This is a genomic window from Streptomyces liliiviolaceus (genome assembly GCF_018070025.1).
Classification (GTDB): Bacteria; Actinomycetota; Actinomycetes; order Streptomycetales; family Streptomycetaceae; genus Streptomyces; species Streptomyces liliiviolaceus.
Window position 1 is genome coordinate 4100674 of sequence record NZ_JAGPYQ010000001.1, and the last position, 13495, is coordinate 4114168.

Sequence of the window (13495 nt, forward strand, 5' to 3'; positions counted from 1 at the left end):
GACATTTACTCCCGGGGGTGGTCAACCAGGAATGCCTGCGCAGGGCTCAAGGCCAACGGGGCTCGAAGCTGTCGGCTCCGTTGCGGTGCGCACCTTCGCAGCCCACCAGAGTCCGAAGACGACTCAGACAGCACACCAGAGCATGGATGGCCATCACGTGAACGCCATGGCCGGCAACGGAAGTGGCGAGAACCGCACCCACTTCGCCGACTACGACGACCTGCCCGAGGGGCATTTCTACGACCCCGATGCCGAGTACGAGCCCGATCCGGAGTACGCGGCCACGCTCGCGCCCGACGCGGCGCGCCAGCGGCGCGAGCGCATCGGTCCGACCGGTCGCCCGCTGCCGTACTTCCCGATCCCGGGCCCGCTGACCGACCACGGCCCCGCGAAGATCATCGCGATGTGCAACCAGAAGGGCGGCGTGGGCAAGACGACGTCGACCATCAACCTGGGTGCCGCCCTCGCGGAGTACGGACGCCGGGTCCTGCTCGTCGACTTCGACCCGCAGGGCGCACTGTCCGTGGGGCTCGGAGTCAACCCGATGGAGCTCGACCTCACGGTCTACAACCTGCTCATGGAGCGGGGCATGGCGGCCGACGAGGTGCTCCTGAAGACCGCGGTTCCGAACATGGACCTGCTGCCCAGCAACATCGACCTGTCCGCCGCCGAGGTCCAGCTGGTGAGCGAGGTCGCCCGCGAGTCCACGCTGCAGCGCGCCCTGAAGCCGCTGATGGCCGACTACGACTACATCGTGATCGACTGTCAGCCCTCGCTGGGCCTGCTCACCGTGAACGCGCTGACGGCCGCCCACAAGGTGATAGTGCCTCTGGAGTGCGAGTTCTTCGCGTTGCGCGGGGTCGCGCTGCTCACCGAGACCATCGAGAAGGTCCAGGAGCGGCTCAACCCCGAGCTGGAGCTCGACGGCATCCTCGCCACGATGTACGACTCGCGGACCGTGCACAGCCGTGAGGTGCTCGCGCGCGTGGTCGAGGCGTTCGACGATCACGTCTACCACACGGTGATCGGCCGGACCGTCCGCTTCCCGGAGACCACGGTCGCCGGTGAGCCGATCACGACGTACGCCTCCAACTCCGTCGGTGCCGCCGCCTACCGCCAGCTCGCCAGGGAGGTGCTCGCCCGGTGTCACGCCGAGTGAGTCTGCCGGGGGCCGACGAACTGTTCCGTACGACCGGGGGGATGGCGCTTCAGTCCTCCAGCCCGCGGCGTCCGGCCAACGGCGAGGCGCGGGTGCCCGGTCCGGCGGGCGAGAGCGACGCCGCGGCCGGGGAGGACGGACCGCAGTCGGTACCCGTGCGGGGCGGTGACGGCGAGGGCGACGAACATGTCGCGGCCGACGCCGACTCCGCCGACGGGGAGTCCCGGAGCCGGGGCGCCGCCACGGCGGACCGTTCCGGGCGGCGTCCGGCGCCACCGGAAGGCGCCGCCGGGGTTCAGCCGCAGTCCCAGCCCCGCAAGCGCGGGCGGGGCTCCGGACGGCGGCCCAGCGGGCGCGAGCGGCACGACGAGAAGATCACCGTGTACGTGTCCGCCGAGGAGCTCATGGACCTCGAACACGCCCGGCTGGTGCTCCGCGGGGAGCACGGGCTCGCGGTCGACCGCGGGCGGATCGTGCGGGAGGCTGTCGCGGTGGTCCTCGCGGATCTCGAATCGCGTGGCGACGCGAGCATTCTCGTACGACGGTTGCGTGGGCGGTAGCGGTAGCCTGCGACGGCTATGACCTCGAACGACGGCCGCGCGTCGACCTCAGCATCCGCCTCCGGCGGGGGTGGGCGGCGGCGTGCGTTGGGGCGGGGGCCTGGGGGTGGGGCCCCTGCGGCGGACGGCCCGTCTGTGGCTCAGGAGGGCACTCCGGCTGCGGACCGTGGGGCGTTGTGCCCACCCGTTCCGCCCTGCGGAACGCCTGCCCACAACGCAGGCGAGGACGAAGCCCCTGACGGGGTCTTCAAGGTTCGGTTGGTCAACTTCGAAGGGCCCTTCGATCTGCTGCTTCAGTTGATCTCCAAGCACAAGATGGATGTCACCGAAGTCGCGTTGTCCAAGGTCACCGATGAGTTCATGGCGCACATCCGGGCCATGGGGCCGGACTGGGACCTCGACCAGACCACCGAGTTCCTGGTCGTCGCGGCGACCCTGCTCGATCTGAAGGCCGCCCGGCTGCTGCCCTCCGCCGAGGTCGAGGACGAGGGCGACCTGGCCCTGCTGGAAGCCCGCGACCTGCTCTTCGCCCGGCTGCTGCAGTACCGCGCGTACAAAGAGATCGCCGACATCTTCAACCGCCGCCTCGACGAGGAGGCACGCCGCTACCCCCGTACCGTCGGGCTTGAGGCGCACCACGCCGAGCTGCTGCCCGAAGTGGTCATCAGCATCGGGGCGGAAGGATTCGCCAGGCTCGCCGTGAAGGCGATGCAGCCCCGCGCCAAGCCCCAGGTGTACGTCGACCACATCCACGCGCCGCTCGTCAGCGTGCAGGAGCAGGCCACGATCGTGGTGGCACGGCTGCGAGAGCTCGGCGAGGCCAGTTTCCGCTCGCTCGTCGAGGACGTCGACGACACCCTCACCGTCGTGGCGCGTTTCCTGGCCCTTCTGGAGCTCTATCGGGAGAAGGCGGTCTCCCTGGACCAGGAGGAGGCTCTGGGGGACCTGGTGGTGCGCTGGACGGGCGGGGAGGGGGATGCGCAGCCGACGGTGACGGACGAGTTCGACCGGCCACCGGATCCTGTCCCGGATCCGGTCAGGGAGAAGAAGGTGTGAAGGTGTGAGCGAGGACACCACCGGAGCCCCCGAGGGGGCTCGCAGCGTCGCGGATCTCGACCTCCGGCCCGCGCTGGAGGCCGTCCTCATGGTCGTGGACGAGCCCGCCACCGAGGAGCACCTCGCGAAGATCCTGGAGCGGCCCAGGCGGCAGGTCGCGGACGCGCTGCGCGCGCTGGCCGACGAGTACAGCCTCCAGCGGCGCGGCTTCGAACTGCGGATCGTCGCCGGCGGCTGGCGGTTCTACAGCCGCCCGGAGTACGCGGCGGCCGTCGAGCGCTTCGTCCTGGACGGGCAGCACGCCCGGCTCACCCAGGCGGCGCTGGAGACCCTCGCCGTGGTCGCGTACCGGCAGCCGGTGAGCCGATCGAGGGTCTCGGCGGTCCGCGGAGTGAACTGTGACGGCGTGATGCGCACCCTCCTGCAGAGGGGTCTGGTCCAGGAGGCGGGCGCGGAACCCGAAACAGGTGCGATCCTGTACAGGACGACGAACTACTTCCTGGAGCGAATGGGCCTGCGCGGCCTGTACGAGCTCCCGGAGCTCGCGCCCTTCCTTCCAGAGGCGGACGCGATCGAAGCAGAGACGCTGGAAGGGGTCCCGTCGTTCGATCCGGATGCGCCGGACGCAGATGCAGACGACACGACGACGACGGAACTTTGATGCGAAGCAGTGGCAGTGGCAGCGGCAGGAACAGCGGCGGGCGCGGCAACCCCCGCGGGACCGGCGGGAGCGGCAATCCCCGTGGGTCCGGTGGCGGAGGCGGTGCCCCCCGCGGGTCCGGTGGCGGAGGCTCCCGTGGCTCCGGCGGCGGTGGCCCGCGCGGCTCCGGCAGCGGATTCAGCTCTCGGGGGCCCGCGGGCGGCGGCTCCCAGCAGGGTGGCGCGGGAGGCTCGGACGACCGGCCGAAGCGTCCCAGCAAGCCCCGCCCCGAGGAGCGCCGCTACGACGTGGGCCCCGGCGCCACCCGCGACGGTGCCAAGTCGGGGCGCGGCAACGCGGCCCGCGGCGGCGCCAAGGGCGGCCCCAGGCAGGGCCAGCAGCGCGGCGGCCGTACGGAGAACGCGCGCTCCCGTGAGTACGAGACGCGTACCGAGGAGCGCAACAGGGACCGGTACGCGGGCCGGCCCGAGGTCCGGACGCCCAAGACCTTCCCGGGCGCCGAGCAGGAGGGTGAGCGCCTGCAGAAGGTGCTCGCGCGCGCGGGCTACGGTTCGCGCCGTTCCTGCGAGGAGCTGGTCGAGCAGGCCCGTGTCGAGGTCAACGGCGAGATCGTCCTTGAGCAGGGCCTGCGCGTCGACCCCGAGCACGACGAGATCAAGGTCGACGGGCTGACGGTCGCCACGCAGTCGTACCAGTTCTTCGTGCTCAACAAGCCCGCCGGTGTCGTGTCCACCATGGAGGACAACGAGGGCCGGCAGTGCCTCGGCGACTACGTGACGAACCGCGAGACGCGGCTCTTCCACGTGGGGCGGCTCGACACCGAGACCGAGGGCCTCATCCTGCTCACCAACCACGGTGAGCTGGCGCACCGCCTGACCCACCCCAAGTACGGCGTGAAGAAGGTCTACCTCGCGCACATCGTGGGCCCCATCCCGCGCGACCTGGGCAAGCAGCTCAAGGACGGCATCCAGCTGGAGGACGGGTACGCGAAGGCGGACCACTTCCGGGTCGTCGAGCAGACCGGCAAGAACTACATGGTCGAGGTCACGCTGCACGAGGGCCGCAAGCACATCGTGCGGCGCATGCTCGCCGAGGCCGGCTTCCCGGTCGACAAGCTGGTGCGCGTGTCCTTCGGACCGATCGCCCTCGGCGACCAGAAGTCGGGCTGGCTGCGACGGCTGTCCAACACCGAGGTCGGGATGCTGATGCAGGAAGTCGGCCTCTAGGCACCTCTGTTCACTTCGTTTCTCGCTTTTCGCCGCTTTCGCGGTGCGGCATCGGCCGGTTCCGGGTTCTCCCGGGGCCGGCCGTTCTGCGTCCGGGGGGTTGTGGGTGGGCGGTCCGCGATTTATAGTCGTGCTGACCATTAAGGAAACGCCCTTGCCGGGCGCGGCCGGTGGAGCAGGGCCCACGGGGGTGGTCCCGGTCCACCGGCCGCCGCCCGGCAAGGTGCACCAACGGCCGCCGAGGCCATACGAGGAGGGGGCATGGAGGGCTACGACAAGCACGCCTTCGAGCCCTTCGCCGTCACCGTCGATCTCGCGGTGTTCACGGTCCGGGCGGGCGCGCTCCAGGTGCTGCTGATCGAGCGCGGACAGGAGCCGTACGCGGGGTGCCGGGCGCTGCCCGGGGGATTCGTACTGCCGAAGGAGTCCGCCGGGACGGCCGCCCGGCGCGAACTCGCCGAGGAGACCGGTCTGACGGACGTCTCCGGGCTGCACCTGGAGCAGCTGCGCACGTACAGCGAGCCGGACCGCGATCCGCGGATGCGGGTGGTCTCGGTGGCGTACGCCGCGCTGCTGCCGGACGCTCCCGAGCCGCGCGGCGGCGGCGACGCGGCCAGCGCGCACTGGCTGCCGTACGACGGACTCGGGCCGCTCGCCTTCGACCACGACCGGATCCTCGCCGACGCCCGGGAACGGATCGGCGCGAAGCTGGAGTACACCTGCCTCGCCACCGCGTTCTGCCCGCCCGAGTTCACCCTGGGGGAGCTGCAGCAGATCTACGAGACGGTGTGGGGGGCCGCGCTCGACCGCCCGAACTTCCGGCGCAAGGTCCTCGCCACGCCCGGGTTCGTCGAACCGGTGCCGGGGGCGGCGCGGCTGACCGGGGGGCGGGGGAAGCCTGCCGCGCTGTATCGGGCGGGGGGTGCGACGGCGTTGCATCCGCCGTTGTTGCGGGCGGCGGCCGGGTCGGCCCCGTCGTCCCCATCGCCCTCGTCGTCGCCGCCGTCACCGCCGTCCACTTCTGTCTCGCCTTCGGCTTCGTCCGCGCCTTCGGAAGGATCGTCCTCATGACCACGACCGTCAGGAAGCAGGCCGCCACCGGGGCGTTGGTGGGGCTCGCCCTCGGGGACGCGCTCGGCTACCCGACCGAGTTCAAGGACGTGCCGTCGATCCTTGCCGCGTACGGGCCCTGGCGGGAGCTGGAGTTGCCGGATCCCGCGTGGATCACCGATGACACGCAGATGACGCTGGCGGTGGCGCGGGCGCTGCGCGCCGCGATGGACAGAGGGCTGCTCGGTCCACGGGAGCTGGCTGAGTCGGTGCGCAAGGAGTTCATCGCCTGGAACCGCTCACCGGAGAACAACCGCGCACCGGGCAACACCTGCCTCACGGCCTGCGAACTGCTGGAGCGCGAAGGCCGGCCCTGGCAGGACGCCAGCCAAGTGGGGTCCAAGGGCTGCGGCGCCAACATGCGCGTGGCGCCCATCGGTCTCGCCCCCGGCCTCAGTGACGAACAGCGGGCGGGCGCGGCCCAGTTGCAGGCCGCCCTCACGCACGGCCATCCGACGGCGCTGGCCGCCGCCGACCTCACCGCGCACGCGATACGGCTGCTCGCGCAGGGCGTCGAACCGACCGGCCTGGTCGGGCAGCTCCGCTCGTACGCGTACGAGAACCGGACGCGCTATCACGAGCGCTGGCTCGGCGATCTGTGGACCCGCGCCCAGGATCCGACGCCCACGCACTTCATCGCGCGGGGCTGGGACGAGTGCCTGGAGGCCCTGGAGCGGCTTCGGCAGGCCCTGCGGTCGCCGTCGCCCGAGACGGACCCGTGCCTGGCCACCGGCGCCGGGTGGGTCGCGGAGGAGGCCCTCGCGACCGGCCTGCTGAGTTTTCTGCTCTTCGTGGACGAGCCGGTGACGGCCCTGCGCCGGGCCGCCTGCACCTCGGGGGACTCGGACTCCATCGCGTGTCTGGCCGGTGCCTTCGCGGGGGCGTACCTCGGTGCCGACGCCTGGCCGACAGAGTGGGCCGACCGGATCGAGCACCAGGGCGACCTGGTGGCGCTGGGCGCGCTCTGGGACGCCTGAGCCCTCTCTTTCGCGCCCGCCGGTCACCCGTGCGGACAGGCCTGCTGACCCGTGCGGACAGGCCCGCTGATCAGGCGAGGCTGATCGAGTCCCCCTCGACCGTGATCCGCCTCGCCGGCAGCGGCTTCGGGGCCGGGCCGCCGGCCACCGAGCCGTCGGCGACCCGGAACTTGCTGCCGTGGCACGTGCAGTTGATCGTGCCGTCCGAGACGTTGGCGACGACACAGCCCTGGTGGGTGCAGACCGCCGAGAAGGCCTTGAAGCCGCCCTTCTCCGGCTGGGTGACGACGACCTTCTCGTCCTTGAAGATCTTTCCGCCGCCCACCGGGACGTCGGCGGTTCTGGTGAGTTCCTTGCCGCCGGGCGCCGCACCGCCGGCGGTGCCCGAGGGGGCCGCGGAGGGTGCTTCCTCCGTGTCGCCCCCGCCGTTCTCGTCCCCGTACTTGCTGCAGCCCAGGAGCAGCGCGCTCGCCGCGCCCGTCGCGAGCATCGTGCGCCGCGTCGCGGGATGGGTCATGTCGTCACTCCGAAGGTGCGGAAGAACCAGAGGGCGGAGGTCAGCCAGATGACGGTGAGGGCGGAGAAGACGAGCCCGCCGACGACGGGCAGCAGCCAGCCGGGCAGTCGCTCGGTGCGCAGCAGCAGCATCTTGGCGCTGAAGGCGCCGAAGAAGAAGCAACCGAGGAGCGAGTGCCACAGGACGCGCGGCTCGTACGTCTGATAGCCCAACGCGTACAGACAGTGCACCGCCACGGGTACCGCGACCAGGAACGCGATCCGGCCCGACCAGCGGTGCAGTACGCTTGACCAGCTCGGGCCCGGCAGTCGCCCGTACAGCATGAGTGCCGAGACGAGCTGGACGACCGCGAAGCCCACCGCGACCGTGGCCAGCCAGGACTTCACCGCGCTCGTGCTGCTGAAGCCCGCGAGGTTGAAGGCGGTGCCCTCCGGGTCGTGCATGTTCCCGTAGACACCGAGGCCGACCGCGACGGCGCCCGCGACCAGGGCGGGTACGAGATAGCGGGCGGCTCCCGGGCCCCGGCTGGACGGGTCGGGTGCGGGGAAACCCTGGGTCGGGGCGTTCGGGTCCACTGTCATGGTCTGCTCCCAGCGGTCACGCGATCTCGCGGTCATGGGGCGGAGCGGTGGGTGGAACGAGGAGGAGCGGAGGGCAGGAGCCCGGGGATCAAAGGGTCACGGGGTGACGGGGCCACGGGCTCAAGGGGTCACGGGGCGGGCGGTGATCTGTTCTCCGTCGACCGTCACCGTGCCGGTCTCCGGGTCGATACGGGGCGCGGGGCTCGCCTTGCCGTCCCGCTTGAGGATGCCGACCTGGCTGTCGTCCTGGAGCAGGACCCAGCCGCCGTCGATCTTGGTGTCGGCCACGGTGTCGGTCGCGCGGTACAGCGCGTTCGGCTTCAGGGACTTGTCGGCCGTGAAGCCGTACGTCCGCCGTCCCATGTCGACCGTTCCCGTGATCCGCTTGCCCGCCAGCTTGCCGGTGAGGACCTGGGCCTTGTTCTTCCGGTTCGTGAGGCGCATGCTGCCGTCGGCCTCGACGTCACCCTTGAGCCACGACTCCTGGTCCCGGCCGTCGCAGAAGTACGCGACCGCCTTGCCGTCGCGCAGGGTCACCGCGACCGCGGACGAGTCGTCGTCGGTGCGGCCCGCGTAGTCGGCGTTCGGCACGGTGGACGTGGGCTCGGGCTTCGACGGGCCGGGCGACGGCGACCGCTTGCCCGGCGAGACCGTGGCCGTCACCGCGGGTGCCGGGCTCGCCGACACGGCGTCGGCCGGCGCGTCGCTCCCCGTCGTCCTGCTGCGCGTCCCTGTCGTCGCGTTGAGCGACAGCATGAACAGGGCGAGCAGCAGTCCCGCGAGGAGCGTGAAAAGTGGTCCGGAACGCTTCATCGTGCCTCCCCCGAGGCGTGGCGCGGACAGCCTCACCATGCAAGCGGACCGTGGCTCCCGCGTCCAGAGGCGCACAGGAGCCACTTGGCGGAGATTGGGAGAGCGAGAAGCGGGACAGGGGCGGCCGTCTCGGCAGACGGGCGCCGCGCATCGGGCCGCCGAGGGCTGACTAGGCTGGATGCGGAAGAGCCGATCCGTACATGAACGAGGAGTGTCACCGTGGCGGTACGAGCGGTCCGGGGTGCCGTCCAGCTGGAGCGGGACGAAGCCGGTCACATGGATGAGCAGGTCAGCGAGCTGCTCACCGCCATCCTGGAGCGGAACGGGCTGACCGCCGACGAGCTGATCAGCATCTGGTTCACGGCGACCCCCGACCTGCACAGCGACTTCCCGGCGGCCGCGGCGCGCAAGCTCGGCATCGTCGACGTGCCGCTGATCTGCGCGCAGGAGCTGGACATCGAAGGGGCGATGCCCCGGGTCGTACGGGTCCTCGCGCACATCGAGTCCGACCTGCCGCGCGCCGAGATCGCGCATGTCTACCTGGGCTCCGCGGGCGCGCTGCGCAAGGACATCGCCCAGTGAGAACCGCACTCGTCATCGGCACCGGCCTCATCGGGACGTCGGCCGCGCTGGCCCTGACCGGGCGGGGCGTCGTCGTGCACCTCGCCGACCACGACCCGGGGCAGGCCCGTACCGCGGCGGCGCTCGGCGCCGGCACGGACGAGGAGCCCGCGGGGCCCGTCGACCTCGCGATCATCGCGGCGCCGCCCGCGCACGTGGCCGGCGCGCTCGCCGACGCGATGCGGAGCGGGGTCGCGCGCGCCTACCTCGACGTGGCCAGCGTCAAGGGCGGGCCGCGCCGCGAGCTGGAGGCGCTGGGGCTCGACCTGTCCGCGTACATCGGCTCGCACCCCATGTCGGGCCGGGAGAAGTCGGGCCCGCTGGCCGCCACCGCCGACCTCTTCGAGGGGCGGCCCTGGGTGCTGACGCCGACCCGGGACACCGACACCGAGGTGCTCAACCTCGCGCTGGAGCTCGTCTCGTTCTGCCGGGCCGTTCCGGTGGTGATGGACGCGGACGCCCACGACCGGGCGGTCGCGCTCGTCTCCCACATGCCCCACCTGGTGTCGAGCATGGTCGCCGCACGGCTGGAGAACGCCGAGGAGGCCGCCGTACGCCTCTGCGGCCAGGGCATCCGTGACGTGACCCGGATCGCCGCGTCCGACCCGCGGATGTGGATCGACATCCTCTCCGCGAATCCCGGACCGGTCGCCGACCTCCTCGCGGACGTCTCCGCCGACCTGGACGAGACCGTGCAGGCCCTGCGCGCCCTCCAGTCGTCCGACGAGGCCAAGCGCCGCGCCGGCACCGACGGCATCCAGGACGTCCTGCGCCGCGGCAACGCCGGCCAGATCCGCGTCCCCGGCAAGCACGGCACGGCTCCCGCCACGTACGAGAGCGTCGTCGTCCTCATCGACGACCAGCCGGGCCAGCTGGCCCGCATCTTCGCCGACGCGGGCCGCGCGGGCGTCAACATCGAGGATGTCCGCATCGAGCACGCGACCGGTCAGCAGGTGGGCCTGATCGAGTTGTCGGTGCAGCCGGCGGCGGCGGCGGTGTTGACCGCGGCGCTGCGGGAGCGGGGCTGGGCGATCCGGCAGTAGGGGCGCGTCGTGTGCGACGACACCCCGCCGACCGCGACGCAGCGGGGGCGGGGGCGGGAAGAGGCCGGGGCGTGGGCCGGGGCGCCGCGGGGGCCGTAAGCCGGGGTCCGGGGAGCCAGTAACCTTGTTCGGGGCGCGCTCGTGCCCGAACCAGCCAGTACCCCGTACCAGGAAGGTGTCCGCACCCGTGGAATCCACCGACGCCCGGACCGCCCCGGCCGTGATTGTCGCCATCGACGGTCCCTCCGGCACCGGCAAGTCGAGCACCTCGAAGGCCGTCGCGGCACAGCTCGGCCTGAGCTACCTGGACACGGGCGCCCAGTACCGGGCGATCACCTGGTGGATGGTGAACAACGGCATCGACGTCGCCGACCCCTCCTCCGTCGCGGACGCGGCCGGCAAGCCCGACATCGTGTCCGGTACGGACCCCTCGGCGCCCGGCATCACGGTCGACGGCACCGATGTCGCGGGCCCGATCCGCACCCAGGAGGTCACCTCGAAGGTCAGCGCGGTCAGCGCCGTCCCCGAGGTCCGCGCCCGGATCACCGAGCTGCAGCGCTCGATCGCCTCGGCGGCCGGACAGGGCATCGTCGTCGAGGGCCGCGACATCGGTACGACCGTGCTGCCCGACGCCGACCTCAAGATCTTCCTCACCGCCTCGCCGGAGGCCCGCGCCGCCCGCCGCAGCGGTGAGCTGAAGGGCGCCGACGTCGCCGCCACCCGCGAGGCGCTCATCAAGCGGGACACCGCCGACTCCACCCGCAAGACCTCTCCGCTCGCGAAGGCGGCCGACGCGGTCGAGGTGGACACCTCCGACCTCACGCTCCAGCAGGTCATCGAGTGCGTCGTCACCCTCGTCGAGGAGAAGCGGGCCGCGAAGTGAGCCAAGCCCGGAACCCAGCGGCCACAGCCCCGACGTCCACAGCCCCGACGGCCCGGCGGGCCGACGTCGGCCGCCGGATCGGCGTCGGCCTGATGTACGGGCTGTGGAAGCCGCGCGTCCTGGGGGCCTGGCGGGTTCCGGCGACCGGTCCGGCGATCCTCGCCGTCAACCACTCCCACATGATCGACGGCCCGATGGTCATGGGTGTGGCACCCCGGCCCACGCACTTCCTGATCAAGAAAGAGGCGTTCGTCGGCCCGCTGGACCCCTTCCTCCTCGCCATCGGGCAGGTGAAGGTGGACCGCACGGTCGCCGACCGCACCGCGATCACCCGGGCGCTGGGCGTCCTGGAGGACGGCGGCGTCCTCGGGATCTTCCCCGAGGGCACCCGCGGCGAGGGGGACTTCGCCTCGCTGCGCGCCGGGCTCTCCTACTTCGCGGTCCGCAGCGGGGCCCCGATCGTGCCGGTCGCCGTCCTGGGGAGCACCGACCGGCGCGGACGGCTGATAAAGCAGCTGCCCCCGCTGCGCAGCCGGGTCGACGTCGTCTTCGGCGACCCCTTCGAGGCGGGCGACGGCAGCGGACGGCGTACGCGCAAGGCGCTCGACGAGGCGACCGTGCGCATCCAGAAGCAGCTCTCCGCGCACCTGGAAAACGCCAGGCGTCTCACGGGGCGCTGAGTAACACTTGAGTACTTGAGTAGTGGATCGTCCGATACGGGCGGTTCCACCGATCACCACGATGAACGAGGTACGGACTTCATGAACGACCAGATCCAGCCCGACGGCTCGGAGCACGAGCACGGGGCGCTTGGCGATGCCGAGTACGCGGAGTTCATGGAGCTCGCCGCGGAAGAGGGCTTCGACGCCGAGGACATCGAGGGCGCGATCGAGGCGGCCGGCCACGGCCCGCTCCCGGTCCTCGCCGTCGTCGGCCGCCCGAACGTCGGCAAGTCGACCCTGGTGAACCGCATCATCGGCCGTCGCGAGGCCGTCGTCGAGGACAAGCCGGGCGTCACCCGCGACCGCGTCACCTACGACGCGGAGTGGGCGGGCCGCCGCTTCAAGCTCGTCGACACCGGCGGCTGGGAGCAGGACGTCCTCGGCATCGACGCGTCCGTGGCCGCGCAGGCCGAGTTCGCCATCGAGGCGGCCGACGCGGTCGTCTTCGTCGTCGACGCCAAGGTCGGCGCCACCGACACCGACGAGGCCGTCGTGCGGCTGCTGCGCAAGGCAGGCAAGCCCGTCGTGCTGTGCGCCAACAAGGTCGACGGCCTGAGCGGCGAGGCCGACGCCTCGTACCTGTGGTCCCTGGGGCTCGGCGAGCCGCACCCCGTCTCGGCGCTGCACGGCCGCGGCACCGGCGACATGCTGGACGCCGTCCTGGAGGCGCTGCCCGAGGCGCCCGCGCAGACCTTCGGCATCGCGGTCGGCGGCCCCCGCCGCATCGCGCTCATCGGCCGCCCGAACGTCGGCAAGTCGTCGCTGCTGAACAAGGTGGCCGGCGAGGACCGCGTGGTCGTCAACGAGATCGCCGGCACCACCCGCGACCCGGTCGACGAGCTGATCGAGCTGGGCGGTGTCACCTGGAAGTTCGTCGACACGGCCGGTATCCGCAAGCGGGTCCACCTCCAGCAGGGCGCCGACTACTACGCCTCGCTGCGCACCGCCGCCGCCGTCGAGAAGGCGGAGGTCGCGGTCATCCTGCTGGACGCCAGCGAGAACATCAGCGTCCAGGACCAGCGCATCGTGACGATGGCCGTCGAGGCGGGCCGCGCGATCGTGCTGGCCTTCAACAAGTGGGACACCCTCGACGAGGAGCGCCGCTACTACCTGGAGCGGGAGATCGAGACCGAGCTCCTCCAGGTGGCGTGGGCGCCGCGGGTCAACGTCTCGGCGCGTACGGGCCGCCACATGGAGAAGCTGGTCCCGGCGATCGAGGCCGCGCTGGCGGGCTGGGAGGCGCGGGTCCCGACGGGCCGTCTGAACGCCTTCCTGGGCGAGCTGGTCGCCGCCCATCCGCACCCGATCCGGGGCGGCAAGCAGCCGCGCATCCTCTTCGGCACGCAGGCGGGCACCAAGCCGCCGCGGTTCGTGCTGTTCTCCTCGGGCTTCATCGAGCACGGCTACCGCCGGTTCGTGGAGCGCCGTCTGCGCGAGGAGTTCGGCTTCGAGGGCACGCCGATCCACATCTCGGTGCGGGTGCGCGAGAAGCGCGGCAAGAAGAAGTAGCAGCCGCCGCCGTACGAGCGGTGTGCGGACACGGGAGAGGGCCCCGGCGCGAAGCAG

At 71.8% G+C, this 13495-nt stretch carries 15 protein-coding genes; 12 read left to right on the top strand and 3 right to left on the bottom strand.

All coding sequences use genetic code 11. The features are described from left to right. Nucleotides 1-31: 31 nt before the first annotated feature. The 7 genes from J8N05_RS17940 to J8N05_RS17970 all read left to right on the top strand — a co-directional run bounded on the left by J8N05_RS17940 (nucleotide 32) and on the right by J8N05_RS17970 (nucleotide 6749). Nucleotides 32-1159, top strand: a complete 1128-nt coding sequence (locus tag J8N05_RS17940) for a ParA family protein (RefSeq protein WP_210883983.1) — start codon at nucleotides 32-34, stop codon at nucleotides 1157-1159. Further along, the gene (locus J8N05_RS17945) at nucleotides 1144-1719 is read left to right on the top strand and encodes a hypothetical protein (protein ID WP_210883985.1); all 576 of its coding nucleotides are present in this window, start codon (nucleotides 1144-1146) and stop codon (nucleotides 1717-1719) included. The genes J8N05_RS17940 and J8N05_RS17945 overlap by 16 nt, the downstream gene beginning before the upstream one ends. Nucleotides 1720-1737: 18 nt before the next feature. Continuing rightward, a complete protein-coding gene (locus J8N05_RS17950) occupies nucleotides 1738-2775 on the top strand; it encodes a segregation and condensation protein A (protein ID WP_210883990.1) in 1038 nt (345 codons plus the stop codon). Nucleotides 2776-2779: 4 nt separating this feature from the next. After that, a complete protein-coding gene (gene scpB, locus J8N05_RS17955; RefSeq protein WP_210883995.1) occupies nucleotides 2780-3436 on the top strand; it encodes an SMC-Scp complex subunit ScpB in 657 nt (218 codons plus the stop codon). After that, entirely contained in the window at nucleotides 3436-4662 is a 1227-nt protein-coding gene (locus J8N05_RS17960) for a pseudouridine synthase (RefSeq protein WP_210883996.1), read from the top strand. Before scpB ends, J8N05_RS17960 begins: the two co-directional genes overlap by 1 nt. Before the next feature lie 261 nt (nucleotides 4663-4923). Then, on the top strand, nucleotides 4924-5733 hold the full coding sequence (locus tag J8N05_RS17965; RefSeq protein WP_210883997.1) for an NUDIX hydrolase: 810 nt from the start codon (nucleotides 4924-4926) through the stop codon (nucleotides 5731-5733). Next, nucleotides 5730-6749: an ADP-ribosylglycohydrolase family protein gene (locus tag J8N05_RS17970; RefSeq protein WP_210883998.1), complete on the top strand. Its 1020-nt coding sequence runs from the start codon at nucleotides 5730-5732 to the stop codon at nucleotides 6747-6749. Before J8N05_RS17965 ends, J8N05_RS17970 begins: the two co-directional genes overlap by 4 nt. A gap of 70 nt (nucleotides 6750-6819) precedes the next feature. On the opposite strand, the gene J8N05_RS17975 is transcribed toward J8N05_RS17970, so the two are convergent. The 3 genes from J8N05_RS17975 to J8N05_RS17985 form a co-directional block, all read right to left on the bottom strand. Continuing rightward, nucleotides 6820-7266 (bottom strand): Rieske (2Fe-2S) protein, encoded by a 447-nt coding sequence (locus tag J8N05_RS17975; protein WP_210884000.1) that lies wholly within the window; start codon nucleotides 7264-7266, stop codon nucleotides 6820-6822. Then, on the bottom strand, nucleotides 7263-7847 hold the full coding sequence (locus J8N05_RS17980) for a DUF6529 family protein (RefSeq protein WP_210884002.1): 585 nt from the start codon (nucleotides 7845-7847) through the stop codon (nucleotides 7263-7265). Before J8N05_RS17980 ends, J8N05_RS17975 begins: the two co-directional genes overlap by 4 nt. A 120-nt stretch (nucleotides 7848-7967) precedes the next feature. Further along, nucleotides 7968-8660, bottom strand: a complete 693-nt coding sequence (locus J8N05_RS17985; RefSeq protein WP_210884004.1) for a hypothetical protein — start codon at nucleotides 8658-8660, stop codon at nucleotides 7968-7970. Between the two features lie 219 nt (nucleotides 8661-8879). Between J8N05_RS17985 and aroH the strand changes: the two genes are divergently transcribed. The 5 genes from aroH to der all read left to right on the top strand — a co-directional run bounded on the left by aroH (nucleotide 8880) and on the right by der (nucleotide 13438). Further along, nucleotides 8880-9242, top strand: a complete 363-nt coding sequence (aroH, locus tag J8N05_RS17990; RefSeq protein ID WP_107021188.1) for a chorismate mutase — start codon at nucleotides 8880-8882, stop codon at nucleotides 9240-9242. Beyond that, nucleotides 9239-10324: a prephenate dehydrogenase gene (locus tag J8N05_RS17995; protein WP_210884005.1), complete on the top strand. Its 1086-nt coding sequence runs from the start codon at nucleotides 9239-9241 to the stop codon at nucleotides 10322-10324. Before aroH ends, J8N05_RS17995 begins: the two co-directional genes overlap by 4 nt. A gap of 187 nt (nucleotides 10325-10511) precedes the next feature. Continuing rightward, complete coding sequence (gene cmk / locus J8N05_RS18000) at nucleotides 10512-11207, top strand: (d)CMP kinase (RefSeq protein ID WP_210884007.1); 696 nt, start codon at nucleotides 10512-10514, stop codon at nucleotides 11205-11207. Further along, nucleotides 11165-11887, top strand: coding sequence for a lysophospholipid acyltransferase family protein (locus J8N05_RS18005; protein WP_210884009.1), 723 nt, complete (start codon nucleotides 11165-11167; stop codon nucleotides 11885-11887). The genes cmk and J8N05_RS18005 overlap by 43 nt, the downstream gene beginning before the upstream one ends. A gap of 81 nt (nucleotides 11888-11968) precedes the next feature. Continuing rightward, nucleotides 11969-13438 carry a ribosome biogenesis GTPase Der gene (gene der, locus J8N05_RS18010; RefSeq protein WP_210884011.1) on the top strand — a complete coding sequence of 490 codons (1470 nt, stop codon included), beginning with the start codon at nucleotides 11969-11971 and terminating at the stop codon, nucleotides 13436-13438. Nucleotides 13439-13495 lie beyond the last annotated feature (57 nt).

Excerpts from the sequence above, each read along its gene's own strand:
- J8N05_RS17975 (WP_210884000.1), bottom strand. The coding sequence starts at position 7,266 with ATGACCCATCCCGCGACGCGGCGCACGATGCTCGCGACGGGCGCGGCG.
- J8N05_RS17980 (WP_210884002.1), bottom strand. The coding sequence starts at position 7,847 with ATGACAGTGGACCCGAACGCCCCGACCCAGGGTTTCCCCGCACCCGAC.
- J8N05_RS17950 (WP_210883990.1), top strand. The coding sequence starts at position 1,738 with ATGACCTCGAACGACGGCCGCGCGTCGACCTCAGCATCCGCCTCCGGC.
- J8N05_RS17985 (WP_210884004.1), bottom strand. The coding sequence starts at position 8,660 with ATGAAGCGTTCCGGACCACTTTTCACGCTCCTCGCGGGACTGCTGCTC.
- der (WP_210884011.1), top strand. The coding sequence starts at position 11,969 with ATGAACGACCAGATCCAGCCCGACGGCTCGGAGCACGAGCACGGGGCG.
- J8N05_RS17965 (WP_210883997.1), top strand. The coding sequence starts at position 4,924 with ATGGAGGGCTACGACAAGCACGCCTTCGAGCCCTTCGCCGTCACCGTC.
- J8N05_RS17970 (WP_210883998.1), top strand. The coding sequence starts at position 5,730 with ATGACCACGACCGTCAGGAAGCAGGCCGCCACCGGGGCGTTGGTGGGG.
- J8N05_RS17940 (WP_210883983.1), top strand. The coding sequence starts at position 32 with ATGCCTGCGCAGGGCTCAAGGCCAACGGGGCTCGAAGCTGTCGGCTCC.
- J8N05_RS17960 (WP_210883996.1), top strand. The coding sequence starts at position 3,436 with ATGCGAAGCAGTGGCAGTGGCAGCGGCAGGAACAGCGGCGGGCGCGGC.